We start from the raw sequence: 25,562 nt of genomic DNA, 5'->3' as shown, positions 1-25,562 counted from the left end.
GCTTACGAGCACCTGCGCCTGCAGCGAGAGGCGCCGTCGACTGAACGGCATCCAAGACGACATCCCGGTGTTCGGCCGCCGGCCGACCCCCGCGCCCACGGCGCGATGCTGGCACAAAAGCTCGTCGTGGCGCGGGAACGGATCGGCGAAGAAGATTTGGGTGGATTCGACGATCGAAAGCTTCTCAAGATTCAGCTGCATGCCGGTGACAAAAGCGTTCCTGCATTCGACGCGATTCCCGGTGTTGAGATCGTCAGCCAAGAAGACGAGTCCATCGTGCTGGCCTTCGCCACAGAAGAAGGTCTCGCCGAGTTCGAGAGTCGTCTCAGCACACTCGCCCGCGACGGCGTAGTGACGCGCAAGGAGCTTCTGTTCGTCATCGAGGACTTCGACCACTGGTCGCCCCAGGATCGTACCGGCGCAGCGCTGCGCGAGCAGGGGTTTCCCACCGAGGAACCCTTCACGCTCGACGTCGAACTGTGGCCCCAGGAGCGGCAAGACAGACGCCAGGCGCTTATGGAGGCGTTTTCCCACTGGTTGCAAGAACATGGCATTGAGCGGCTGGATAGCCTCACGCAGCCTTCCCTCCTGATGGTGCGGATGCGCTGTACCCGAGAGCAGGCGGATCGGGTCCTGCGGCACCGCGACGTGCGCACGGTCGACCTTCCTCCGCGACTCGGCATTGCCGTCCAGTTGTTGCTCACTGACGTCAACCAGTTTCCTGCTGTCTTGCCTCCAGATGGTGATGCTCCGTCCGTCGCGGTACTCGATTCGGGACTGACGCCTGGACATCCCTTGCTGGGGCCGGCAGTGGGCGATGCACAAGGCTACCTTTCTCCCCATCGGGCCGCGCATGACGATCAACCCTGGCACGGCACTTTTGTCGCCGGTTTGGCGCTGTATGGGGACGTGGCGGCTGCGATCCGGGACGGGCGCTTCGTCCCGCAGCTCCGACTGTTCTCCGGGAAGGTCTTCAATGACGACGGCAACGACCAGACCGAGTTCGTCGAGAAGGCGGTGGAGGAGGCTGTGCGCGAGCTGCACGGCCAGTACGGGTGTCGTGTCTTCAATCTGAGCTATGGCGATCTCAACAAGGTCTATGACGGGCGCCACGTTCGCGGCCTGGCCTACACCCTGGATCGCCTGACGAGAGAGCTCGGTGTCCTGTTCGTGGTGCCCACCGGCAACCTGCAGCTTTCCGAGCTGCCAGACGACGCGCGAGAACGCTATCCCGACTATCTGCTTGCCGACTCCGCGCGCTTGCTCGATCCGGCCACTGCCCTGAACGCGCTCACGGTAGGCGGCATTGCACAGAACGAAGCGACGAGGGACGCGCAGCGGCATCCGAACACCCTTGAGGATCAACCATTGGCCCGAACTGACCAGCCGTTTCCGCTTACGCGATGCGGCTTGTCGATCAATGGCGCGATCAAACCTGATGTCGTCGAGCACGCCGGCAATGTCGCGCTGATGCGGGCGGTTGCACGTCCGCGGCATGCAGGGCTGGGCGTAGTCTCGCTCAACGGCGGCTTTGCCGGCGGGTCAGGGTTCAGCGAGGACATTGGGACGAGCTATGCTGCCCCGGTCGTCGCGCATAAGGCGGCGAGGATCCTGGCGGAACTGCCGGATGCCACCCCGAACCTGCTGCGTGCGTTGATCGGCGCGCATGCCAGCTGGCCACAAGCCTGCAAGACCTTGCTCGACCCCGACGGCAACGGTGAAGGGCGCGACAAGCTGCTGCGTCTGATCGGCTACGGGTGTGTCGAGGATGCCGCCCTCTTTCGTTCGCTGGATCACACCGTCACCTTGCTGACCGAAGAGCGCATCGGCAACGACCAGCACCATTTTTTCGAGCTGCCGCTGCCTGACAGCTTCTGGGCGGGCGGCCGCCGTACGCGGGAGATAACGGTTGCCTTGGCGCACAGTCCAGCCGTCCGTACCACGCGGCTGGACTACCGCATGAGCAAGCTGTGGTTCTCCGTGGTTACAGCGAGTGGCCTGGACGAGGTCACTCAGGCTTTCCGTCGGAACCGTGAGCAAGGCATGGGAGAGCGCAGCAACGGTCGCTGGCTGTCCAACGACGCACGCAAAAACGGCACATTGCAGGTTTCTCGCTGGAGCTTCAGACAGGCGCTTGCGAACGGCAACAAGGTCTTCGTGGTGGTGACTCGCCAGGACAGCCCATGGTCAAACGGCCGCGATGGCGAAGAACCCTATGCGCTTGCCGCAGTGCTCGCCGACCGCGAGCAGGCGAATGCCCAGCTTTACGCCCATGTCCGCGCCGCACTTGAAGCTCGCGTCCAGGCGCGTGCTCGTGCGAGGGTGTGATGCGAGCCATGCCGCTGGACGTACCAGGATTCATCGCCTCGCTCGGTCTGCCCGACGGCTGCCGAGTCGATCAGCGCGTGCCGAAGAAGATGTTGCTGGAGAACGGAGCCCCCACGGCCGCCGACAAGCGACTGATCGCCGATACCGTCGAGGAGATACAGTGGGTCGCGGCGCTCAAGCCGAACACCATCGGCGTGCCTGACTACCGAGACAAGTTGCGCGAGTACCTGGAGATCGCGGTGCTTGCCGTGACGCTGCGCAGCCAGCCCGGGCAAGACAAAGTCAAACCAGCGAACGCCGCCCGCCTCGCCGAACTGTTGCACCGTGCGGTCCCCTATCCGGTTCTGCTGCTGTTGCGTTCTGAGCAGTGCCTTGCTCTATCCCTCGCACATAAGCGCTGGGCGCAGAACGAAGCGGGCAAGGTGGTGCTGGACGGTAACCTCGTGGTCGTGTCTCTCCCCGAGGATGCGCCGTCTCTCGATGCGCTGAAGGCATTCCTTCAGGCTATTGTCTTGACCAGCCAACCTCGATCCACGCTTTTCGCCTTGTATCAGGGGTGGATGGACGCTGTGCAGGCCCTGTTGGCGGCGAAGACGACCGGAGCCTTCAAGGCCGCCGACAGCCCGGAGCAGGCTGCAGCTCGCCGCCTTGCCCTGCAGAAATGCGCGCGGCTGGAGGCCGAGGCGGCCCGATTGCGCGCACAGGCCGGCAAGGAAAAACAACTGGCGCGACAGGTTGAGCTGAACCTCGCGCTCAAGCGCGTGCTGGTGGAATTGGCCGCAGCACGCGAACAGCTATGAAGATTGAAAGAATGACGGAGAATAAGATGCAGAAAATCGACGCGACCAGCCCGGAGGCCCAGTCCGCAGACCTTGTGGCGAGCAACATCGAGCAACTCAAGGCGCTGTTCCCGGAGCTCATCACCGAGGGGCAGAATGGCACGGCGGTGAACGTGGACGTGCTCAAGGCGCTGGTCGGCGATGCCACCGTTACCGACGCTGACGAGAAGTACGGCCTGAACTGGCATGGCAAGCGGCGCGCGCGGCAACTGGCGCTCACCCCCTCGACCGGCACCCTGCGCCCCTGCCCCGAGGAGAGCGTGGACTGGGACACCACGCAAAACCTGATGATCGAGGGCGACAACCTCGAAGTGCTCAAACTCCTGCAGAAGAGCTATGCCGGCAAGGTCAAGCTGATCTACATTGATCCGCCCTACAACACGGGCAAGGACTTCGTGTACCCGGACAACTTCCAGGACAACATCAAAAACTATCTGGAACTGACCGGGCAGGTGGAGGGCGGACGCAAGATCAGTAGCAACACCGAGGCCAGTGGGCGGTTTCATACGGACTGGCTGAATATGATGTATCCACGGTTGAAGTTGGCCCGAAATCTTTTGAAAGACAATGGATTTATTTTCATCAGCATTGACGACGGTGAGGTGGAGAATCTACGTAGAGCGTGCGATGAGATTTTTGGAGAAGAAAATTTCGTTGCGCAACTCGTATGGAAGTCTCGGGTGAGTGAAGATACGCGCGCAAAAACAGGTGTTTCAACAGACCATGAGTACATCGTCTGCTACTCACGGGGTGATCAAGTTGCTCTTCGTGGATCTGAAAAGGATGTAGATAAATTTTCCAATCCAGACAAAGATCCTAGAGGGCCTTGGCGAAGCGCTGACCTTACCGGACTCGCCACGAAGGAGTCTCGGCCAAATCTTCACTATGACCTGATCGACCCCAAAACGGGAATCAATTATGGATGCCCACCAAAAGGGTGGCGCTACGAAAGATCGACAATGTCCGAAAAGATAAACGAAGATCGGATATTGTTCCCTTCAAATGGTAACGGGCGGCCCCGTCACAAGTTGTTCTTGAATGAGATGCGCAGTCTTTACAAGAACATGAGCTCCGTTATCACAGAATTCAGCACGGCGGATGGAACGAGAGACGTTAATGGTCTCTTGGGTCCTGGAGTGTTTTCCTTCCCCAAGCCAACAGGGCTTGTAGCTAGCATTATCGAGCAGGCTACGGAAGCAGAAGACATCATCTTGGATTTTTTTGCGGGTTCAGGAACCTCTGGGCATGCGACTTTGCTTCGAAATGCTGCTGACTCAAGCAATAGACGATTCGTACTGGTACAACTCCCGGAGCCATTGGACCCGATGACTGCGGATCAGAAGGTAGCTTGGGATTTCTGCAATAAACTCGGCAAGCTCCGCAATATCTCCGAGTTAACCAAGGAACGCCTGCGCCGCGCCGCCGCCAAGGTCAAGGCCGACAACCCGGACTGGCAGGGCGACACCGGCTTCCGCGTCTTCAAGCTCGACACCTCCAACATCCGCGCCTGGAACCCACAGCCCGAGGATCTGGAAGCCACACTGCTGGATCATCAGGAGCACATCCTCGAAGGCCGCAGCGAGGCCGACCTGCTCTACGAACTGCTGCTCAAGCTGGGCCTGGATCTGTGTGTACCCATCGAGCAGCGCGAGGTTGCCGGCAAGACCGTGCATTCCGTCGGCGCCGGTGTGCTCATGGCCTGCCTCGCCGAGCACATCACCCGCGACGATGTGGAGCCGCTGGCGCAAGGCATCGTCGCCTGGCACGAGGAGCTTCAGCCGGCGGGCGACACCACCTGCGTGTTCCGCGACAGCGCCTTCGCCGACGACGTGGCCAAGACCAACCTCGCCGCCATCCTGGAGCAGCACGGCATCCAGAACGTGCGCAGTCTGTAAGGGCGTGGTAATGAAACTGCATTTCGAGCCCAACCTCGACTACCAGCTTCAGGCCATTGAGGCGGTCTGCGATCTGTTTCGCGGCCAGGAGGTGTGCCGTACTGAGTTCACGGTGACCATGAAGGCACCCGTTGCGGGCGATCCAGCCACCGGCACAGGGCCGCAGCAAATGACGCTCGGCGTGGCCGAGTCGGACCTGGGCGTCGGCAACCGCCTCACATTGCTGGACGACGAGCTGTACCAGAACCTGGCCGACATCCAGTTGCGTGGGGGATTGCCGCCTTCCGGGGCGTTGGTCTCGGGCGATTTCACCGTCGAGATGGAAACCGGCACTGGCAAGACCTACGTCTACCTGCGCTGCATCTTCGAGCTGAACAAGCGCTACGGATTTACCAAGTTCGTCATCGTGGTGCCGTCGGTGGCGATCAAGGAGGGCGTCTACAAGACCCTGCAGATCACGGAGGAGCACTTCAAGGGGCTCTATGCCGGCGTGCCCTTCGACTACTTCCTCTACGACTCCAGCAAGCTCGGCCAGGTGCGCAACTTCGCCACCAGCTCGAACATCCAGATCATGGTGGTCACCGTTGGCGCCATCAACAAGAAGGACGTCAACAACCTCTACAAGGACAGCGAGAAGACCGGCGGCGAGAAGCCCATCGATCTGATCAAGGCGACGCGCCCGGTCGTGATCGTCGACGAGCCGCAAAGCGTGGACGGCGGTCTGACCGGGGCTGGCAAGACCGCACTCGATGCAATGAATCCGCTGTGCACCCTGCGCTATTCCGCAACCCATGTGGACAAGCACCACATGGTGTTCCGCCTCGACGCCGTGGATGCTTACGAGCGCAGGCTAGTCAAGCAGATCGAAGTGGCATCGGCCACCGTTGAGGACGCCCACAACAAACCGTTCGTTCGGCTGGTGTCGGTTGCCAACCGCCGCGGGACGATCTCCGCCCGCGTGGAACTCGACGTGGCAACCCCCAGTGGCGTGAAACGGCAAGAAGTCCCCGTTTCCGACGGCGATGACTTGGAACAGGTCGCCAAGCGCGCCATCTACGCCGATTTTCGCGTCGGCGAGATCAGTACCGCCAAGGACGAAGAGTTTCTGGAGCTGCGCTACCCCGGCGGCGAAACCTTTCTCAGGGTGGGGCAAGCGCATGGTGATGTCGATGCCCTGGCCGTGCAGCGCGAGATGATCCGCCGCACCATCAAGGAGCACCTCGACAAGGAGAAACGGCTGCGCCCACTCGGGATCAAGGTGCTGTCGCTGTTCTTCATCGACGAGGTGGCCAGGTACCGCTCCTACGATGCGGACGGAAACCCCGTCAAAGGGCCTTACGCGCGCATCTTCGAGGAGGAGTATCGCCGTGCGGCCAAGCTCCCCGCTTACCAGAGCCTGTTCGGGGAGATCGACCTGGCGAGTGCCGCCGAGGAGGTCCACAACGGCTACTTCTCGATCGACAAGAAGGGCGGCTGGACCGACACCAGCGAAAACAACGCGAGCAACCGCGAGAACGCCGAGCGTGCCTACAACCTGATCATGAAGGAGAAAGAAAAGCTGCTGTCCTTCGATACGCCGCTGAAATTCATCTTCTCCCACTCGGCGCTCAAGGAAGGCTGGGACAACCCCAATGTCTTCCAGATCTGTACGCTGCGCGACATTCAGACCGAGCGCGAACGCCGGCAGACCATCGGCCGGGGGCTGCGCCTCGCGGTCAACCAGGACGGGGAGCGCGTGCGCGGCTTCGAGGTCAACACCCTGACCGTGATCGCCACCGAGAGCTACGAGCAATTCGCCGAGAACCTGCAGAAGGAGATCGAGGCCGACACCGGCATCCGGTTTGGCATCGTCGAGCAACACCAGTTCGCTGCTATCGCCGTGACGGCGGCCGATGGCCAGACCGTGCCCCTGGGTGTCGAACAGTCGAAGGTGCTATGGGAGCACTTGAAGGCTGCGGGACACATCGACGCCAAGGGCAAGGTGCAGGACTCGCTGAAGACGGCGCTGAAGGATGGAACGCTGGCGCTGCCTACGGAGTTCGACGCGCAGCGCAGTCAGATCGCCGATGTACTGCGCAAGGTGTCGGGCCGCCTGGATATCAAGAACGCCGACGAGCGCAAGCAGGTTGCCGTGCGCAAGGGCGTCTATCTCAGCCCGGAGTTCAAGGAGCTTTGGGATCGCATCAAGCACAAGACGACCTACCGGGTGCAGTTCGACAATGAGAAACTGATCCAGAACTGCATCGATTCGCTCCGCCAAGCCCCGGCCATCCCCAGGGCCCGCCTGCAATGGCGCAAGGCCGACATCGCCATCGGCAAGGCCGGAGTGGAGGCGACGGAGAAAGCGGGCGCGGCAACCGTCGTCCTGGATGAGACGGACATCGAACTGCCGGACCTGCTCACCGACCTCCAGGATCGCACCCAACTCACCCGCCGGAGCATCGCCACCATCCTGAGCGGCAGCGGGCGGCTGGACGACTTCAAGCGCAACCCGCAGCAGTTCATCGAGCTGAGCGCCGAGACCATCAACCGCTGCAAGCGCCTGGCCTTGGTCGACGGCATCAAGTACCAGAAGCTTGGCGATCAGCACGTCTATGCACAGGAACTGTTCGAGCAGGAAGAGCTGACCGGCTACCTGAAGAACATGCTGATGGACACGGGCAAGTCCATCTACGAGCACGTGGTCTACGACTCCACCACCGAGCGCGACTTCGCCGACGCGCTGGAAAAGAACGACGCCATCAAGCTCTACGCCAAGCTGCCAGGCTGGTTCAAGGTGCCCACGCCGCTGGGAACCTACAACCCGGACTGGGCCGTGCTGGTGGAGGAAGGTGGAGCGCAGCGACTGTACTTCGTGGTGGAGACCAAAGGCAGCCTGTTCACTGACGACCTGCGCAACAAGGAGCGCGCAAAAATCGCCTGCGGCGAGGCGCATTTTGAGGCGCTGGCGGTTGGCGAGAATCCGGCGAAGTACGTCGTGGCGCGTTCGGTGGAGGACGTGCTGGTGGAGGCTGCGAAGGCATAAGTTGGGAGGTAGCGTCGCTTGATGCTGGACTGCGGCAGGCGGCCCGAGTCGATAGTGAGGTGCTGCGATTGCAGTGGCATCGGCTTCAATGCGCGGGGATAGGCATGGCACGAATCAGAAAAATCGAGATCGCCAACTTCCGCGGCATCCAGCTGCTGACCTGGTACCCGACGCCTGGCATCAACTGCCTGATCGGCCCGGGTGACAGCGGCAAGTCCACGGTACTGGACGCGATCGACCTATGCCTGGGGGCCAGGCGCAATGCCCAGTTCTCGGATGCGGACTTCTTCGGCCTGGACATCACGAACCCAATCAGCATCACGCTGACGCTCGGCGATCTCGATGACAGCATGAGGACGCTGGAGAGTTTCGGTGCATTCCTGCGCGGATACCACGCCAACACTGGCGTCATCGAAGACGAACCCTCTGCCGGCGCGGAGGTGGTGCTCTGCCTGAACCTGACGGTCGCCAGTGACCTGGAGCCGTCGTGGACCCTTGTCTCCGACCGCGCCGCACAGCAAGGCATCGTCAAGACGCTCGCATGGAAGGATCGCGTCGCCCTGGCGCCCACTCGCATCGGCGCACTGGCGGACTTCAATCTGGGATGGCAGCGCGGCTCCGTATTGAACCGCATCTCGGAGGAGCGAGCCGACGCTTCAGCCGCTCTGGTCAAGGCCGCAAGGGATGCGCGCAGTGCCTTCGGAGACCAGGCCGAACAACAGTTGGGAGAAGCGCTAGGGATCGTCACCACCACTGCTCAGGAACTGGGCGTCAACATCGGCGCCAAGGCCAAGGCGCTGCTGGATTCGCATTCGGTGTCGTTCGGCGGCGGCACCATCTCCCTGCACAACGAAAGCGGCATCCCGCTTCGCAGCCTGGGCGTCGGTTCCACGCGTCTGCTTGTCGCCGGCCTGCAGCGCAAGGCGGCTGGTCAGGCGTCAATCGTGCTCTCGGACGAACTGGAGTACGGGCTGGAGCCCCACCGCATCGCGCGGTTCCTGGGCTCCCTCGGTGCCAAGGAGGCCGCTGCTCCGCTGCAGGTGTTTCTCACCACCCACTCACCCGTGGCACTGAGAGAACTGTCGGGCGGCCAGCTCTTCGTGCTGCGCCGCGGCCCCCTCGGCCACGAGGCTCGCCTGGTCGGCGCCGACAATGACATCCAGAGCACGATCCGCCTCTACCCCGAGGCCTTCCTGGCTGGCTCCGTGGTCGTGTGCGAGGGAGCCAGCGAGATCGGCCTGCTGCGCGGCCTGGACTTGTACAGGCTTGACCAGGGGAATGCGTCACTGGCTGCATTGGGCGTGGCCCTCGTCGACTGCGGTGGCGGGGAGCCGGATCGACCATATGCCCGGGCCGCAGCGTTTCAGTCTCTGGGCTACCGGGTAATGGTGCTGCGCGACGACGACAAGAAGCCCACATCTGCGGTCGAGCAGGCTTTTGTCGAGAACGGTGGCACCGTCGTCGCCTACCGCGCGGGCCGGGCGCTGGAGGACGAGCTGTTCGGCAGTCTCACGCCGGTTGCCTGCCAGAGGCTGATCGGCTACGCCAACGAATTGCATGGCGACCTGATCGTCGAACACCTGCGCACCGTCTCGAACAACATGCTCACGTTCCAGCAGGTCTGGGACGAGATCCAGAACACCGGCCACCTGTCGGCCGAACGCAGGGCCATTCTTGGTCAGGCGGCGCGCATCCGAAAGGCGGGCTGGTTCAAGCAAATCTCGTGGATGGAGGACGTGGCGAGGACCATCGTTGCACCGGACCTGCATCTTTGCGATCAGGGCTTCCGTGCTCTGATGGACCAGGTATTCGGGTGGGCCGCTGATGGACCACGTTGAAATCGACCTTCGTGCAATCGAACGCGGAACCGTCACCGCACCGGCCGGCTGCGGCAAAACACAGTTGATTGCCCACGCGCTTTCCGGTCATCGGGGCAACAAGCCCATCCTCGTGCTGACACACACGAACGCCGGGGTCGCGGCCCTGCGTGGCCGGCTGGACCGCGCCGGTGTGCCAGCCAGCGCCTATCGATTGAGCACGATCGATGGCTGGGCCATCCGGCTCATCTCGACCTTTCCCGGCCGCAGCGCCCACGATCCGGAGATTCTGCGGCTGGCAGCACCTGCGCGGGACTACCCGGCAATCCGCGACGCCGCCTGGAAGCTGCTGCAAGCCGGGCACGTCAATGAGGTGCTGAAAGCCTCGTATGCGCATCTGATCGTGGATGAGTACCAGGATTGTTCGGTGCCTCAGCACTACATCGTCTATTTCCTCTCGTTGATCTTGCCGACCTGCGTGCTGGGCGACCCCATGCAGGCGATCTTCGGGTTCCGGGGCAATGCGCTGGCCGACTGGAACCAGCACGTGTGCGCGCATTTTCCTGTCGTCGGGGAACTGGCAACGCCCTGGCGATGGCGCAACGCCGGCGCGGAAGCGCTGGGACAATGGTTGCTGGAGGCCCGCCGGTTGTTGGCGGTGGGGCAGTCGGTGGATCTGCGTAGTGGGCCACCGGAGCATGTGACCTGGATGCAGGCCGTACCACCCAACGACCATGCCCAGCGCCTAGCCGCTGCGAGGACGGCATCGCCAACCGCTGACGGGCGCGTGCTCATCATCGCCGATAGCCGCAACCGAGCAGCACAGCAGAACTTTGCGAGCCAGACGCCGGGCGCTTCGACGGTCGAGGCCGTCGATCTGCAAGACCTCATCGCCTTCGCCAGCAACTTTGATGCGGGGGCACCGAATGCCCTCGCGCAGTTACTGGCGCTGGCGCAGAGCGTCATGACCAATGTGGGCGTGGCGGAGTTGACGCGGCGCCTGGAGTCGTTGGCAAAGGGAACTGCAAGGAATCCTCCGAACGAGGCAGAAAGCCGCGCACTGGCGTTCGGGCGCGCGCCCTCTCTCGCTGCGGCCGCCGCGCTGTTGTCGGAGCTGCGGGCACTGCCGAACGTGCGTGTGCATCGGCCGGCCATCCTCTACGGGGTGCTCAAGGCGCTCCGAGAAGCCTCGTCGGGGGCCGTCCCTCTAACAGAAGCGGCCCGGCGCGTGCGGGAAGAGAACCGGCTGTTGGGGCGCCCGCTACCAAAGCGCGCCGTCGGCAGCACGCTGTTGCTCAAGGGGCTGGAAGCCGAAGTCGCGGTGCTGCTAAATATCGAGGGCATGAGTGCGCAGAACCTCTACGTCGCCATGACCCGGGGGTCGATGAAGCTCGTAGTGTGTAGCGCCAGTCCAGTGATCGGTTAGAGACACTTCTTGAATGTCGCCGCCGCAATGCACACCGCCACGCAGAGCAATGCGACGCTGGGCAGCAGGATCAGCAGCGGGTTCACGCTGACCGGCAGTGCCAGGTAAGTCACCCACGGCAGTACGGCCAGCGGGATCAGGCTGGCCCTAGCGCGGTGATAGATGAACCCCGACTCGCGGCCCGCGCCGAAGCGGCGGATGTCCCGGCGCACCAGGCCGTCCACCAGCCCGACGAAGGCGGCACGCTGCGACGACATTGGTTTGTGTGCCGCTATTCCACAGGGGAGAATACTGATCCTTGGCCTGAGCCTGGCACCAACTCAATATACAGGGCATTTCGGCCAACAATGACAGCGAGCGTTGGTCGCTTATCCCGACGCTTGGCCGACAGACGGTTCCACTCCGATCTATCGAGGCCCGACGGGTTGGGGTTGTCTTCCGGATGGGTGTGCCATTCGCCCAAATAGCGGATGGTTCCCTGGCTCGCCGTCCATCGAGCCAGTGCAATGGCTTCGTGGCCGAATGGCATTCTCTCGAACAGGTAGCGAAACCGTTTGTCCCATGCCGTGGGAACCGTTGCATGCTCAATGAGCATGTGAGTTCCATGGACCGAACCGAGTAGCAGCCCGCCAGCTTCGCAGTCAGAATCACTGGCCTGGACATGCTGGCGGAAGGTCTCCAGCGTGGACTTCGAAAAATGCAGCAGCGTTCTGTTGTCGTCGGCCGCCCAAGAACTCATGAATTGCATAATGGGCACTCCCGATCCCGCGGCGGATCGCAATCGGGTGTGGCAAGCTGCTGGGCGCGGTCGATCAACCTGGTTCGTAACGCGGGGGTATAAACGCCGTTGACCCAATCGAGGGTCATCTCAGCGCCCAGGCTGGCAGCGTGCACCGACACCGAAGCGGGGAATGGCACGTACAAGCCTTCGCATCCATGCCCCGCCAGAATGGCAGGAAGAGGATCAGTGATAGAACGGAACTCGCCTCTTCTGTTGCTATGCCAAAGACATCGATAGCACGCATCAGATGCTTTCGTCCTCAGGAGCGCACGGACAGCCGTTCCCGGCCCCTCGATCCAGACCGAAAGCATGGGCGTCGGAGGCGGATAGTGGCCGCACAGCCAATGCCCGAGAGATTCTTCCCCGGTGGCATCTATGAGCAGGTCCAGCTCTCCCAGTTGGGCATGCCTGACATCCACGGGCAGCGCGCGAATCTCGGCGCCTGGCGCCAAGCGCTTGAGTTCCTTCGCCATCGCCTCGGCCTTGTTCGACAGCAGGTCCGGGAATCCGAGGCGATGGCGCCCGATGTTTTGCGGGAGAAGGCAATCGAAATCCACCAATGTGAGTTTTCCGCCACATGTCCCCGCCCCAGCCTTGACAAGCATGTCCGACAGATAGCCACCAATCGTGCCGCATCCAACGACGGCGATGTTCTTCCCTGCAAGCGTCTTTGAGTTCGGCATGTTCCGCTGGGCAAGGTACCGATCGTCAATTCTGACCACCGAAATGGGCATCACCTTCAACCCATAGCTCGAATCCCTGCGATCTATGAGCTTGCTCTTTTGGACAAGACTTTGGCGGTCGTAGAGAACCGCAAAGCCATAGGTCATCAGCGGAGACTCGATGACGATCAGAACTCCGTTGGCCTTCTTCCTCTCCCCCTCCTTGATACGCTCGTGAATCTTGCGCCGGCACCGGGGATCAAGAGTGCTCTGCCACGCCAGGATATCCCCGACTGTTTCAGGAGGCCAATTGCTAGTCAGAGGGCGCGGTTGAGCACCGGTCTTTACTCGGTAAGTCAGCACCGTTCTATCGGTGACCTGGTAGCCGAGCGACTTCAGCTTTTCAGTTGTTCGATCTTCGTTGTCGGTGATGAACCACAAGGGGCACCCATTGGCATGCGCGACGATGCAGTTCTGTCGCCCTAGATCCTCGCCTTGCATGTCCACGAAACAATGCCAGCCGTGCCAATAGGCGAAGAACTCTTCCGCGAGGTCTTCGATCATCTCCCCCTGCATGATCTGCCCGAACACGACGGCCGCGCGTTGCAGGCACGCCAGCGACTGTCCGACAGGATCGTAGATGTCCAGAACGACGGTGCCCTTGGCGAGATAGCAAAGCCCGCCATCTGCGCCAAGATGAGGAACCGCTGCGGGCAGCTCAGGAGGGATTTCCAGCAGCCGGATGCGAGGCAAGTCGAAGAACGTGGGGTCGAGCTGGACTTCGCACGGACAACCCTTGTCCGCTTGGGGCGAGGTCAACCGCCCGTGCAGCCTGAACCAGCCGTCATCCGTCTTGCCAACAAACGCGAAGCCTCGCTGCTTGAAGGCCTCGATCACGTCTGCGACCGCTGCGGCGCTGCTCATCCAGCTTTCGTTCGTCCGATGAGTTCGCTAGGACCAGCAGTAGCGGGAGCCGCGGCAATGGTGGCGGCAACGGACACCACCTTGACCCGATCCGGCTCGTTCGGAAAACGCGGGCCGAATTCGCCTCGCATCCAGATGCAGGCCTGTGAAGGACTGCCGGCGCCGGTTGCTCCGCGAAGCACCTTCTCAAACTCTTCGAATGCTTTGGCCGCATCTTCGACACCCGCTTGGCCAAGTCGCTCCGTGAGCGATTCGGACTCTTCCACGGGGTTGTTCACTCCCCCACGCAACCGGGCTGGCAGTGCCGCGACGACATCCAGCAGAGCGAGGTCGTCGCGCCTATCGCGTTTCTCAAAGAGCGGGGCCGCGGCGGCCATCAACAGGATCGAGGCAGGTCCTCCGCTGGACCACTTCCAATCGCGGAACGCCTTCAAGTAACGAACCACGCGGCGGAACTGCTCCCCCTTGGCTTCCACTTCGCCCAGGAACCATTCCTTCACGGGCCTCGGGTCAGAGGACATCCAGTTGCATTCACGATGGGCCAGGAGAACCTTGTCAGCCGGCAGCGCGGTCCAGGCATCGCGCTCTGCCATGTTCACCGCTTCCGTCAGCGAGTCGTAGCCATATCGCTCCATCGAAGCCTTTGCGAGCGTGACAAATTCCTCGTCGGGAATGGCGTACAGAGGAATATCAATGTGAGCATACGCAGCAATGACGATGCGGATGCAGGTCGGCTTGTCGGTGACAAGCTTCCACCGCCTTTCCTCGACCAGCGGCTTCAATGCTTCTTCCGCAGCGGCAAAGAACACCGTCGCCGCAGTGCTGGGACGCTTCGTCTGCGAGACGAAACTCATTGGCAGATAGCAGCCATCATCGACATCCGCCTGCTGAGGGTGTTGTGCCGGGGCGTTCAGCGTCTTGTATGCCCACGACCCTTGCGTGAAGAAGCGCGGCTGCGGCACGTCTTCCGTGTATCCGTTTGCCCTAAGCACGCGGGGGATGCCTGTGCGCAGGCAGTCCCTGACGTCAGTGCGTGCGCTGGCGATCCAGGCGCGCTGCCCAGGCGTCAGATCCAGCTCGTCGTGCATGCAGGATTCGTCATCAAGGGTGGTGAAGAAGAGTGGGCTCAAGTTCAGCATGCGGCCTCCGGAACATTCTTGTTGGGGCCGTGATAGAAGATGGGAGCGCCGGCCTGGTGCGCTCGAAATGGTTGGAAAAGAGGATCGCCGAGCGCACGCTGCGCCGCGTGGTTGCCGCGATCCTTGAGCGTATTCGTGGCGCCAATGGAAACCCGATCCAGCGCCTTCACGTCCTTGCTTTGATCCGGCGTCGCCTTGTCGTCGATCTGGAAGTAGTTGTTGCCCAACGCCTGCCGCAGCATGTAGTCCACCGACGACTCCTGGGCGGAGATCACGAGATCGAAGAGTCCCCCGCGCCACTTGCCGAATCCGCGGTCGAGGCTGGCGCCGCCACGAACGGTCGCACCGATGGTCATCGTGCCGATGGCGAGGACCCGAACCAGCGCATCCTGCTTCGGCGCCAGGAACGTCTTGACTTCGTGCAACCCGAACAGGCCCGGGGCGTTGCCCACCAGCCCCCCATCCGCGAAGACACCGCGGTCGTTGCGCGCCAGAGGAAAGTAGACGGGCGCGGCGGCTGTCGCCAACGCCACATCAACGACCTTCATGCGGTGATCCAGCTCAAAGGACGGATGGTGCGGTGTCTTGAAGAACTGCCCGCGTCCCGTCGAGTAGTTGACTGCCGGCACAAGAACACGATGCTTCAGGTCACCTATCGTGGTCCCTTGGAAGCGCTCGGTCAGTACCTCTTTCAATCCCGCTGAGTCATGCTTTGCAGTCAGCCAGAATCCCAGAAGCCGCCGCGGCAGGCTGCGGCAGCCAAAGATGCGGCTGCCCTGTTCTTCAAACAGTGCCTTGAGTTCGTAGGCCGGAATTTCCGCAGCCAGCCCCAAAGCCAGCATCCCTCCTGCCGATGTGCCGCAAATCAGATCAAAGTGCGAAGCGATCGGACGGCCCAGCACGGTTTCGAGTTCGGCGAGAACCGTGGCGGTGTACAGGCCGCGATAACCGCCCCCTGACAGGGCGAGCACATGGTAGGTAGGGATGCCCGTCATGGCACTTCAGCCCTTCGGCGGGAAGGAGTCGTTGCCGTGGCTGTCCTTGTCACGGATACGGCCATCCGGACGATGGATGACGAGTTCGGATTGCTGGTTGCGTGCGATATCCCTCGCTGCGTCAATGGCCTGTTGCTGCGTGTCGTGCACGGAGGTCGCCCGCTGATTGCCGGCTCCCTTCACGGCCCAACCGTCCTGATGAGGAACAACATGCTGATTCTTGCCTGCCATGATGACTCTCCTACAGTGGAACTATCGAAGTCCCAGCCGCTCGGCTAGGTTGTCAACGGCCGCCCGCTGTAGCACAATTCGTTGCTCACGCAGACAACAGGAAGGCCGAGCCAATCCAACCTGGAGCAGGCGTAAAGCCTACATCTGTTGTCTGGCTGGACAACAATGTATCAGAGCGCGTGCGCCGGTGCAACTGGGCGTGCGGTGTGCGCCTTTGAACATCAACCGGATGTGGAGGGGCAACAGAGGGCTTGGCCCTTCTTCCCGCAACCGCAAGGATCAGAACTCATGCCGCAAACAGGCCTAGGCGTCGCCCTCAAGACGCTACGCGAACGCAGAACCCTTTCCCTGCGTGAGATCGGCCAGCTATCGTCAGTTGATCATGCTTATGTCCACCGTCTCGAAACAGGCGAGAAGACAAACCCATCCCAAGACTTGGTTGAGAAGCTATTGAAGGTTCTCAAGCCGGGGGAAAGAGATGCCGCACTCGTGATGTGGCTGGTTGACCACGCAGATGCTGATCCAAGCCTTGTTGAATTCGTGCTACAAGATCCCTCGATCAGCATCGATGTTTTTTCGGCCGCGGCTGGAGTCAGGCATCGGGGAAATGCAAGGCCTGATCCCGCGACGCTCATCGCCCGAATCAAGAAGGCCTTCGACGACGACGAGGACGACTGAACATGGACGAGGCGGATGTCAGGCAGAGAGCGCGCGCGTTTGTCGCGAGAGTCGATGTTTCGAACATCCGAGAAGACCTGTCCCCGTATGTGACCGCGGCTAACGCCAAGGTCAAGAAGGATGAGCTTAGCGATGGGGAGTCCGGCTATACCGTTACCAAGCCGAACGGGAAGCACATCATCACGGTGAATTCGCTGGAAACCGAAGAGCGCCAGCGCTTCACTGTCTGCCACGAAATAGCTCATATCGTGCTCGGCTTGGAATCAAGTCACGACGAGGTGCCGTCATGGTCCTATGCAAAGCGACATCCGAACGAGATCGCCTGCGACACGTTTGCCGCTGAACTGCTGATGCCCTATCAGCAATGGCTCTCCGCTGTTCCCAAGGAAGAGCCCTCCCTGGATCTCATCCAACACATGGCCGACTTGTTCGGCACATCATTCCCTGCAGCGGCGTCAAGGTTTGCCAGTCTTAGTGACATGCCGTGCGCATTCGTCACCATGGAGCGCGGTGCGGTGCGGTATGCCGCACGCTCAACGGCCTTGCGGCAAGCTGGGGCCTGGATACCTCCCAGGTCGGTCATTCCAGCAGGCTCCGTGGCTCACCGAATCCGCTCTTCAGGGAATAGCTCCACTGATACGGGGGAAGTTTCACAGGACGTCTGGTTCGACAACTGGGAAAAGGGCCTTGACCTCTGGGAACTTTCAAGACATTACCAGCGCACCGATACCACCATCTCCTTGCTATGGTTCGACAGCGACGATTTGCCGGAGGTTGAGGTGAACCGCTTCGGCGCACGTGTCGAAGACGATGGAGGCTTGGCTGAACTGACGGGAGAACTGCCATGGCCGGGGCGAAGCAGGCGCCGCTGAAAAGCGATCACGGCCACGACCGCAAGGAGGTTACTCCTATACGCCATTCGCGCGTTCTTACAGGTACTTCTTGAACGTCGCCGCCGCAATGCACACCGCCACGCCGAGCAACGCGGCGCTGGGCAGCAGGATCAGCAGCGGGTTCACGCTGACCGGCAGCGCCAGGTAAGTCACCCACGGCAGCACGGCCAGCGGGATCAGGCTGGCTCTGGCACGGTGATAGATGAACCCCGATTCGCGTCCCGCGCCGAAGCGGCGGATGTCCCGGCGCACCAGGCCGTCCACGAGGCCGACGAAGGCGGCCATCAGGAACAGCGGCAGGGTCAGGCACAGCACCAGCAGCCGCACGAGGAAGACCAGCGTCGTGTAGGCCGCCGCGATCAGGTAGCTCTCCACGCTCACGTAGACCAAGCCGATGTAATAGCGGAAATCCTTGGTCGGGCGATGGCTGCCGGCGCTAGTCTGCGCCGAGGCGTCGCGCATCCAGTCCAACAAGCCCGTCTTCACGAAAACCCACTCGTAGGTGCCCTCCACCAGCCAGCGCGCGGTGCGTCCCGGCTCCTGCACGACGGCGCTCCGGGTGAAATGGGTGGAGAGCTGGTTCAGTTCGTAGTCGAGCATGCCTTGCGCGTGGCGCCAGCCCTGGTCGGGCCAGAACAGGTGCATGCCGACGCATTCGATGACGATGGACAGCAGCAGCGAGGCGACCAGTACGCCGAACAGGCGCCACGGCAGCGTGACCACGCTGGCGACCAGGCCGCGTTGGCGTGCCTGCTGTCGCTCGGCGGTCGCGGCGGGCTCTTTCACGATGGGGCCTCTTTATCCGGCGTGCCTTCTTGCACTTCCTCGGCCAGATCCGCTGGCAGCGCGTCGTCGTCGTGCAACGGGGGCTGCCGGTTGCCCTCCCACCATTCGCCCGCCTCGGCGTAGTGCAGGCGCATGTAGCCGGCCAGTTGTTGCAGGTCCCGGGGCATGGCTTCGTCCGGATCGGGCGCCGGCAAAGGCATGCGAATCTTCCACAGGTTACCGCCTTCGATGAGGGCGAAGCACTGCCCCTTGGGCAGGCCGACCACGTGCGCGGGCTCGATGAGCGGCACGCTCGACGTGCTGATGCGGTCCTGCGCGTTGCTGGTGAAGTCGGTCGGGCCGTGGATGTCGGAACTGTCGGTGGCGCCGCTGACCAGGGTGGTGGTGTAGACCTCCACCTTCGGCAGTTGTCGTGTCAGCAGTTCTGCGGTGGCGGTCTCCCGCACCCGCAGCATGAATAGGTTGTTGAAGTTGCCGATGACCTGGCCGGCCTTGGCGCGATTGCCGATGCGCGCCTCGATGTCCGAGAGCGTCTGCGTATAGGCCGTGACCTGCATGCCTGCACCGCCACCCTTGTTGATGAGCGGGATGAACTCATCGCCCATCAGTTCGTTGAACTCGTCCGCATGGACATTGATGGCGACCTTGGCATTGCCCGATGCCCCCGGCAGTCCATCGTCGATGCCGTGCTTGTAGATGTGTCCCGCCACCGACACCAGGTCGCTGAACATGCTGTTGCCGACGGCCGCCGCCACTTCGGCGTCGGACAGCGCATCCAGTCCCACATAGACCACGGCCCGCTTCCTGATGATCTGCATCCAGTCGAAGATCGGGCGCGGGTCGGACAGGTCGGAATAGTTCGGCGCGAGCAGTTGCGCGATCTTGCCGGTGGTGAGCTTCTCCAGCAGCGGCAACAGCGAAGCGACGATCTTGTCGAAGTAGGTGCGGTCGTAGCGCACCGCGGAGCGCAGGCCGTCGAGCACCGCGTCGTAGGTTCGTGTCTGCGACAGGTACTGCTCCAGTGCCACCACCCGCTTCTCTCGCCCGACCATGTGGCGCGGGATGGTCTTGTCGTTGAGGCGTCCTTCGAGCTGGACGATCACCTCCCAGGCCTTGGGCTCGGTTCGGGCGAAGAAGTGCTGGGCGTACTCGATGAACAGCGCGTCGATGTTGACGACGTGGCGCTGGATCAGCAGGTAGTCTGGCCGCTGCCCCAGTTCCACCAGGGCGCGCGCGATGATGTTGACGAAGCGCCAGGCGAACTCGCGAAACGCGGCGCTGTTGCCCTCGCCGGAAAGCTGCCCCGCAATGCGGGTGGCGACTTCCGAGATGCGCCCGAACCGGCCCACGGCGTTGTAGCGTGCCGAGATGTCGGGCCAGCCCAGGTGGAAGACGTACATCTCGCCTTCGCGTCCGGCGCGCCTGGCCTCGACATACATGCGCTTGAGCAGGTCGGCATCGCCCTTGGGGTCGAAGACGATCACCACCTCGTGCTCGCCATGGACCTTGCGGCGGATGTCCTGGGTGATGAACAGTTCGGCCAGGCGCGTCTTGCCCACGCGCGTGGTGCCGAGCACCAGGGTGTGGCCCACACGCTCGCCCAGCGGCAGGGTGACGTCGGTTTCGTGCGGCTCGATGCCATGCAGGCGCGGCATGCCACCCACTGCCGGCAACGGCCGGACCGGGTTGAGCGGGCTGTCCCAGGCCAATGCCCGCGCCAGCCTGGGCAGCGGCGGCGGCGCGAACTCCAGCCGCTCCTCCAGGCGGCGCGCCAGGCGGTAGAACGTCGTCGGTTCGGCGTAGCGCCGGAACTCGGGCTTGTAGGTCTGCGTCAGCCGATGGGTGTGTCGTTGCTCCCAGCGGAAGCCACGCCCAACGAACAGGCGGTACTGGCTCACTGGCACGTCACGGCTCGTCATCACGTAGCGTGGCAGACGACGGATGTGGCGGCGGTAGCGCAGGATGGCCCAGGCGTCGCGCAGGCGGACCGCGCCGAAGGCCAGGAAGGCCAGCGCGCTGCCGAGGCCGAGTACCGGATTCAACGCGAGCGACCACGGTGCCGCCACGCACACCACCGCGGCGCCTGCGCATACGGCAACGGTGTATAGCTCCACCGCTGGCCGCAGCAGGACTTCGACGGCGTGCGGCTGGGCCATCGGGCAGTTCTCACTGTTCGATGCCGGTGGCGGTCACCAGCACCGGGTAGTGGCGCAGCCCCAGGCGCCCGGCCAGTTCGTCCCCGGACGCCGGTGCCAGCATCAGCCCGGGCGCCAGGGCACGCAGTGACGCCAGTGCCTGCGGTGACTCGACCTGGACCACCAACCCCACGGCCCCGAGCTCGCGCAGCGCCGGGGCACGCTGGCGCAGCCAGGCACGGGAGCGCTGGTCATCACCAACCAGGAACATCGGCGTGAGCCCCGGCGCCTGGATTGCCCGGGGAGCCACATCGCCAGGGGTCAAATGGGCAGAACGCACCGGCAGCATGGCCGCCTCGCCAGAAGGCCCTTCGGGCAGGCGTGGCATCTCGATCCTGGGAGATGGCCTGCTTCCGGTGCGCGGTTGCAGGTCCAGGGCCTGGTAGTAAGGCAGCGCGGAGGCACCGCCGCGATCCTCGACGACGATCAAGGGCGGCGATTGTGCGAAAGCGGCTGGCACGGACACGAGCGGCAGCAAGCCGATCAGCCACGGCACAGCCGGACGGAAGATTCGAGGCTTCATGGCAGGGTTCTCCGGTTATCCGAGCCCCGCGCTGGCTCGCCCAGTACGCGGGCCAGGTGGCGTCCAACGCTTTGGCGGTAGCGCGCAGCGGGTGCGCCACCAGCGGGACGGTGGTAGCGGCCGATCGTGATCAGCCAGTCCTGGCCAGGCGCGTGCTGCTCGCGCAGGATCTGCGCGGCCAGCGCCAGGTTCCGATAGGGATCGAGCAGTTCGCAGGGGTGGTCGTAGCGGTGACGCTGGTAGCCCAGGTTGATCTGGCCCAGGCCGGCGTCGATGCGGGTGCGCGGCACGTCGCGCAATGCCAGGTGCAAACCGGCGCAGGCCTCGGTGCGGGTGGCGAACCGATGCGATGCCCCGGCCACGTTGAGCGTCCAGGGCCAGGGCACGAGGCGGCCGTGGTACCGGGTGCCACTTTCCTGCAAGGCCACCGCGTACAACACCGCCGCCGGAATGCCCGCACGCTGTGCCGCGAACTGGTAGGCCGGCGGCGGGACCTCCTGCGCCTTCGCCTGGCCGAGTGACCAGCAGGCCAGCAGCGCGAGCGCGAGACGCGCGAGGCCTACTGTCGCTGCCATTGGCCGCCGACCTGGCGCACGACGGCGGGCAGTTCGCCCTGCAGGCCGAGGGACAGCCAGCGGCCACCGTCGTGGTTGAGGGTGATGTGCCGGGCGCGCACCTTCGCCGGGTCGATACGGGCCCGGCGTGCCCATTCACGGATGCGCGCGTCGTCGGCGCGACTGCCGACGACATAGACATCGAACTCGACGCCCGACGCCTGCAGCCGCTGCACGGCCTGGTCGCAGGCGGTACAGCCGTCCTTCACGAAGACGGCGATTCGGTCGGCGCCTGATGCGATGGCGGTGCCCGCGCCGGTCGGCTTGGCACCGGGCAGGTTGACCCGCGCCATGCCCGGCGCGATCCGTTGCCAGGCGGCGTCGTAGGCACGCTGGTAGGCCAGCGTCTTCTCGACCCGCCGGGCTTCGGCCCGAACCTGCAGTTCCGCGTAGCGGCGGCGCTCCTCGTCGGAACGTGCTTCGATGCCGAGGGCCGTGAGCGGGTCGAGGCTGGGCGAGTAGACGCCCAGCGGCCCCTGCATCAACTCGCGGTAGCGCGTCCATTCGTCCGTGCGCAGCCCCCAGTCCTGCGCCCGCTGTTCGTCGCTGCGAGCGATGGCCGCAGGCGCTTCACGGCTCGGCGCCGTCCTGGCCGCGGTGGTTGCACCGGTGGGCTGGGCAAGTGCCACCTGCATGGCGGGAGCGGCCAGCAACACGGCCATCAATGGCGGGATCAAGTAGCGCGGGACCATCGGCATGGGCCTCCCTATCGGGGCGGGATGGGCAGCCGGCGGATCTCGTCACCCTGCCGGAAGACGGCGCCATCGCGCTCGATGCCGTCCAGCCGCCAGCCACCCTCCGATTCGCCGGCGCGCAGCAGGCGGACATCGGCCAGCCCGGTGCCACCGACAGGCATCACCGACACGAAATGCTCTCCCGCACGCAGTTCCACTCCGATCAGGCGGAATGAAGGCTCAACAGGCTTGGGTTGGGCCGTCACAGGTTGGGACGGCCGTGGTGCGGGCAGTTTGGGCTGGCGCGAGACCGGGCGGGCTTCCAGTCGCGTGACGCGGTTTTCCAATGCGTGCAGCGCATCGGTGGCGGCGTAGTGGGCCTGCGCCAGCTCGATCGCCGCCAGCCGTTGGTCCAACGCCGCGGTGTCCTGCTCGTAGCGCGCCTGCGGCAAGGCGGCGGGCTCAGTATGGCGTTGTTCGATCCGATGCGAGAGGCCATCCACTCGGGATTCGAGCAGGGACACCTGCGCGGTGGGCGCGAAGGCCTGGGTCTGTTCAGCCAGCCCGGACAAGGCCATGTGATCCACCAGCACCACCGCGCTGACGAGCAACAACCAGGTTGCGGCCGCGACCCGCAGTAGCGTCGTGCGCTGGCCCGTCGCCGAGTCCCGGATGGTCATGGCGCAACCTCCTGGATCAGCGGAGCGGGCTCAGCCGAACGGTTGATTTCCGGTGGCTTGGGCTCGTGCTGCGTACGAGCCTCCCTGAGTCTGCGGATGAAGCACACCTTCCGCTCACCGTCGTCGACCTGCAGATCCCAGGCGGGACCGGCCAGGGTCAAGAGCGCGTCGCGCAGCAGGAGCGGGCCGAGCCGGTAGTGAGCCGCCGGCAACGGCAAGGCCAGCAGATCGGCGGACTGTTCGTCGCACAGTCGGTAGCCGGAACGCAGGACGAGGTGCCGGAGGGCATCCCCGACGGTGGCGCCCAGCGTGCCGGGGATATCCACATCCACCACTTGCAGCAACAGGTCGTGCTGGGCCGCCGTCGGCGCGAGTTCAACCAGGGTGTAGCGGCCATACCGCGTCACCGGCACGAACTCCGTCACGGCTTCGGGCGCGATGTCGATGGCTTCGGATGCGGGTGCCGGAGGCACGGCGTTCGTCGTCGCGCAGCCGCTGGCCATGGCGGCCAGGAGCAAGCCGGGCAAACGGATCAGATGGCTGCGTCCGGCGATACGGAAGGGCTGGCGGGATGGGCGCATGGATCGGTGTCCTGAACAACGAGCCATCACCATCGCCGCGCCGGCCCTCTGCCGCAGCAAACAAAGCGAATCCGTCGGCTCCCGATTTGCCAGGAAAAATGCCGGCGACCATAGGGCCGCCGGCATGCAAGGCATGGATCATGCCGCCACGAGCTGTCGTGCCAATGCCACCTCGACGGAATCACCGTCCTGGTTCAGGACATCGAGCCCGGACTCCGGCACGTCGCCCGACGTGCTTTGCGACACCATGATCTTCCGGGCCATCAACCCCAGGCAGGTCATCTGCGAGGAGTTGGCGTAGCCGAGGTAGATCACGCGCACCGGCTGCTTCTGGCCGATGCGCCAGGAGCGCCGGGCGGCCTGCTGCAGCGAATACACGTTGTACCCGCTCTGGAGGAACACGATGGTCGGGAACTCCAGCAGGTCCAGGCCGGTTTTCACCAGCTCGGGATTGGTGATGAGCACGTCGATGCCACGGTCCAACTGCTCGGCGATCCAGTCCTCGCGGCGGGAGGCATCCACGCTCGCGCGCAGTACCGCCACCTTGAAGCCTTCCTGCTCCAGCAGCACCTTCAGGCGCGACGTGGTGTCGCGCGTGCCGGTGTAGACCGAATAGACCAGGGTCTTGCGACCCTCTGCCTTCTCCTGCTTGCAGATCTCGATCAGCTCGCGTTCCTTGGGCATCACCTCCAGTTCGTTGAACTGAGCCGGTACGAACGCCAAGGTGTTGCGCGTGCGTGGGTGCACCACCGTCTCCGACCGGAAGCAGCAGTCCGGCCAGGCCAGCAGCACGTTGAGGACCACGCCGAGCAGTGTCGTGTCGCGCTTCGCCAGGGCCTGCTTCAGCTCCTGGGTCAGCCGACCCGCCAGATCGCGGTAGGCCGCGGCTTGCGCCGTGTCCATCGCGACTTCGCGGAACTCCTCGTCGTAGGGCGGCAGCACATTGCCGCCGATGTCCTTCAACTTGAGGAAGACCGTGAACGGCAGAACGCAACGCAGCACGCCCTTGGGACCGAAACCCGGCGCCTTGACCGTGCGTACCGATACCTTGGTGCCCTTGGCCGTCTTGTGCGCCGTGCCGGTGCTCTCGGAGTAGATGTCCTTCAAGACACCGTGATCGCGCATGAACGCCATCGCGGCCGACGTCATGCTGCCGCTCTTCGTCGGCCGGTAGCCGTCTTCGATCATCCGCCCCGGCAGGGCTCGGAACAGCAGGTGGAACAGGTCGTCGCCGTAGCCGCCCATCAGCGTGCCGGTGAGCAGCAGCGTCTTGCGCGCCTTGGCCGCCAACACCCCCATGGCCTGGCCCTGTGCGGAGCCGCCGTTCTTGTACTCGTGTGCCTCGTCGGCGATGAGCAGGTCGAACGTGCCCTGGGGAAGCTGCCTCTTGATGAACTCGGACGGCTGGTAGCCGCCCTCGCCGAAGCCGAACTCCATGTTGGCCATCGCGCGTTCCATCCGGTGGGCTTGCCGATCCGAGAAGACCAGTTCGCCGCGGTCGTCCATCAGGTTGATGAACTCGTGGATGTTGTCCCCGAGCATCGACGCGAGGAAGGCGTCACCGAACTTCTGCATCAGCTTCTGCGCGGTGACTTCGCCGATGGTTGGAATACGCTTCAGTGCCTTGAGCACGGTCGAGGACTGGTCGCTGGCGGACAGACCTCTGGGACGGATCAGCGTCCACAGCGGTGCACGGCAGTGGCTGCACTTGCGGCGGGACTCCTCGGCTTCCAGCTCGACCGGGTTGATCGGCTCGCCGTCGAGGTCGGTGATGATGTGGCCGCAATCCGGGCACGCTGCCACGTCGCCGTGAGGCGCGCGCCGCCGAACGAAGACAGGTTTCCAGTGGAACCCCATCCGCATCCGCACGCGGCCC

General features: G+C 63.6%; 21 protein-coding genes and 1 pseudogene. 8 read left to right on the top strand and 14 right to left on the bottom strand.

The features are described 5' to 3' along the window. Window positions 1–105 precede the first annotated feature (105 nt). The 6 genes from N5K27_RS20820 to N5K27_RS20795 all read left to right on the top strand — a co-directional run bounded on the left by N5K27_RS20820 (window position 106) and on the right by N5K27_RS20795 (window position 11,330). Window positions 106–2,328 carry a S8 family peptidase gene (locus N5K27_RS20820; protein ID WP_347945301.1) on the top strand — a complete coding sequence of 741 codons (2,223 nt, stop codon included), beginning with the start codon at window positions 106–108 and terminating at the stop codon, window positions 2,326–2,328. 8 nt (window positions 2,329–2,336) lie between these two features. Further along, window positions 2,337–3,128: a DUF4391 domain-containing protein gene (locus N5K27_RS20815; RefSeq protein WP_279818490.1), complete on the top strand. Its 792-nt coding sequence runs from the start codon at window positions 2,337–2,339 to the stop codon at window positions 3,126–3,128. 26 nt (window positions 3,129–3,154) lie between these two features. Then, window positions 3,155–5,062 (top strand): site-specific DNA-methyltransferase, encoded by a 1,908-nt coding sequence (locus tag N5K27_RS20810; protein ID WP_279818489.1) that lies wholly within the window; start codon window positions 3,155–3,157, stop codon window positions 5,060–5,062. 10 nt (window positions 5,063–5,072) lie between these two features. Next, window positions 5,073–8,087, top strand: coding sequence for a DEAD/DEAH box helicase family protein (locus N5K27_RS20805; RefSeq protein ID WP_279818488.1), 3,015 nt, complete (start codon window positions 5,073–5,075; stop codon window positions 8,085–8,087). A gap of 104 nt (window positions 8,088–8,191) precedes the next feature. Continuing rightward, window positions 8,192–9,925 (top strand): AAA family ATPase, encoded by a 1,734-nt coding sequence (locus tag N5K27_RS20800; protein ID WP_279818486.1) that lies wholly within the window; start codon window positions 8,192–8,194, stop codon window positions 9,923–9,925. Then, a complete protein-coding gene (locus N5K27_RS20795; RefSeq protein WP_279818484.1) occupies window positions 9,912–11,330 on the top strand; it encodes a UvrD-helicase domain-containing protein in 1,419 nt (472 codons plus the stop codon). Before N5K27_RS20800 ends, N5K27_RS20795 begins: the two co-directional genes overlap by 14 nt. Here N5K27_RS20795 and N5K27_RS20790 read toward each other — a convergent pair. The 6 genes and pseudogenes from N5K27_RS20790 to N5K27_RS20765 all read right to left on the bottom strand — a co-directional run. Then, window positions 11,327–11,572: pseudogene (locus tag N5K27_RS20790) on the bottom strand (DUF4400 domain-containing protein); the annotation flags it as partial. The gene N5K27_RS20795 and the pseudogene N5K27_RS20790 sit on opposite strands and share 4 nt — an antisense overlap. A 29-nt stretch (window positions 11,573–11,601) precedes the next feature. Continuing rightward, window positions 11,602–12,078 (bottom strand): Mov34/MPN/PAD-1 family protein, encoded by a 477-nt coding sequence (locus tag N5K27_RS20785; protein ID WP_050411167.1) that lies wholly within the window; start codon window positions 12,076–12,078, stop codon window positions 11,602–11,604. Then, window positions 12,066–13,697 carry a ThiF family adenylyltransferase gene (locus N5K27_RS20780; protein ID WP_279818481.1) on the bottom strand — a complete coding sequence of 544 codons (1,632 nt, stop codon included), beginning with the start codon at window positions 13,695–13,697 and terminating at the stop codon, window positions 12,066–12,068. The genes N5K27_RS20785 and N5K27_RS20780 overlap by 13 nt, the downstream gene beginning before the upstream one ends. Next, window positions 13,694–14,836, bottom strand: a complete 1,143-nt coding sequence (locus N5K27_RS20775; protein ID WP_017462923.1) for a cyclic GMP-AMP synthase DncV-like nucleotidyltransferase — start codon at window positions 14,834–14,836, stop codon at window positions 13,694–13,696. The genes N5K27_RS20780 and N5K27_RS20775 overlap by 4 nt, the downstream gene beginning before the upstream one ends. Next, window positions 14,830–15,831: a CBASS cGAMP-activated phospholipase gene (locus N5K27_RS20770; protein ID WP_017462924.1), complete on the bottom strand. Its 1,002-nt coding sequence runs from the start codon at window positions 15,829–15,831 to the stop codon at window positions 14,830–14,832. The genes N5K27_RS20775 and N5K27_RS20770 overlap by 7 nt, the downstream gene beginning before the upstream one ends. Before the next feature lie 6 nt (window positions 15,832–15,837). Beyond that, complete coding sequence (locus N5K27_RS20765) at window positions 15,838–16,062, bottom strand: DUF2188 domain-containing protein (protein WP_023093135.1); 225 nt, start codon at window positions 16,060–16,062, stop codon at window positions 15,838–15,840. Between the two features lie 288 nt (window positions 16,063–16,350). On the opposite strand from N5K27_RS20765, the gene N5K27_RS20760 reads away from it, so the two are divergent. Together N5K27_RS20760 and N5K27_RS20755 are read left to right on the top strand one after the other, a co-directional pair. Then, entirely contained in the window at window positions 16,351–16,740 is a 390-nt protein-coding gene (locus N5K27_RS20760) for a helix-turn-helix transcriptional regulator (RefSeq protein ID WP_017462926.1), read from the top strand. 2 nt (window positions 16,741–16,742) lie between these two features. Then, window positions 16,743–17,612: an ImmA/IrrE family metallo-endopeptidase gene (locus tag N5K27_RS20755; protein WP_124086371.1), complete on the top strand. Its 870-nt coding sequence runs from the start codon at window positions 16,743–16,745 to the stop codon at window positions 17,610–17,612. 57 nt (window positions 17,613–17,669) lie between these two features. On the opposite strand, the gene N5K27_RS20750 is transcribed toward N5K27_RS20755, so the two are convergent. From N5K27_RS20750 to N5K27_RS20715, 8 genes are all read right to left on the bottom strand, one after another. Next, complete coding sequence (locus N5K27_RS20750; RefSeq protein ID WP_124086369.1) at window positions 17,670–18,419, bottom strand: TIGR03747 family integrating conjugative element membrane protein; 750 nt, start codon at window positions 18,417–18,419, stop codon at window positions 17,670–17,672. Continuing rightward, entirely contained in the window at window positions 18,416–20,575 is a 2,160-nt protein-coding gene (gene traD, locus N5K27_RS20745) for a type IV conjugative transfer system coupling protein TraD (RefSeq protein WP_279818474.1), read from the bottom strand. The genes N5K27_RS20750 and traD overlap by 4 nt, the downstream gene beginning before the upstream one ends. A 10-nt stretch (window positions 20,576–20,585) precedes the next feature. Continuing rightward, window positions 20,586–21,137, bottom strand: coding sequence for an integrating conjugative element protein (locus tag N5K27_RS20740; protein ID WP_279818473.1), 552 nt, complete (start codon window positions 21,135–21,137; stop codon window positions 20,586–20,588). Continuing rightward, window positions 21,134–21,712, bottom strand: a complete 579-nt coding sequence (locus tag N5K27_RS20735) for a transglycosylase SLT domain-containing protein (RefSeq protein WP_279818471.1) — start codon at window positions 21,710–21,712, stop codon at window positions 21,134–21,136. Before N5K27_RS20735 ends, N5K27_RS20740 begins: the two co-directional genes overlap by 4 nt. After that, a complete protein-coding gene (locus tag N5K27_RS20730) occupies window positions 21,697–22,443 on the bottom strand; it encodes a TIGR03759 family integrating conjugative element protein (protein ID WP_279818590.1) in 747 nt (248 codons plus the stop codon). The genes N5K27_RS20735 and N5K27_RS20730 overlap by 16 nt, the downstream gene beginning before the upstream one ends. Window positions 22,444–22,457: 14 nt before the next feature. Continuing rightward, window positions 22,458–23,105 carry a hypothetical protein gene (locus N5K27_RS20725; protein ID WP_279818469.1) on the bottom strand — a complete coding sequence of 216 codons (648 nt, stop codon included), beginning with the start codon at window positions 23,103–23,105 and terminating at the stop codon, window positions 22,458–22,460. Next, window positions 23,102–23,686 (bottom strand): hypothetical protein, encoded by a 585-nt coding sequence (locus N5K27_RS20720; RefSeq protein WP_142096577.1) that lies wholly within the window; start codon window positions 23,684–23,686, stop codon window positions 23,102–23,104. The genes N5K27_RS20725 and N5K27_RS20720 overlap by 4 nt, the downstream gene beginning before the upstream one ends. 138 nt (window positions 23,687–23,824) lie before the next feature. Then, the coding region (locus tag N5K27_RS20715) for a DEAD/DEAH box helicase (RefSeq protein ID WP_279818465.1) at window positions 23,825–25,562 on the bottom strand (1,738 nt) is incomplete at its 5' end.

The sequence above is a fragment of the Pigmentiphaga sp. GD03639 genome (genome assembly GCF_029845405.1).
GTDB lineage: Bacteria > Pseudomonadota > Gammaproteobacteria > Burkholderiales > Burkholderiaceae_B > Pigmentiphaga > Pigmentiphaga daeguensis.
The sequence above is the reverse complement of the archived record's forward strand: the minus strand, read 5'-3'. Positions and strand labels throughout refer to the sequence as shown.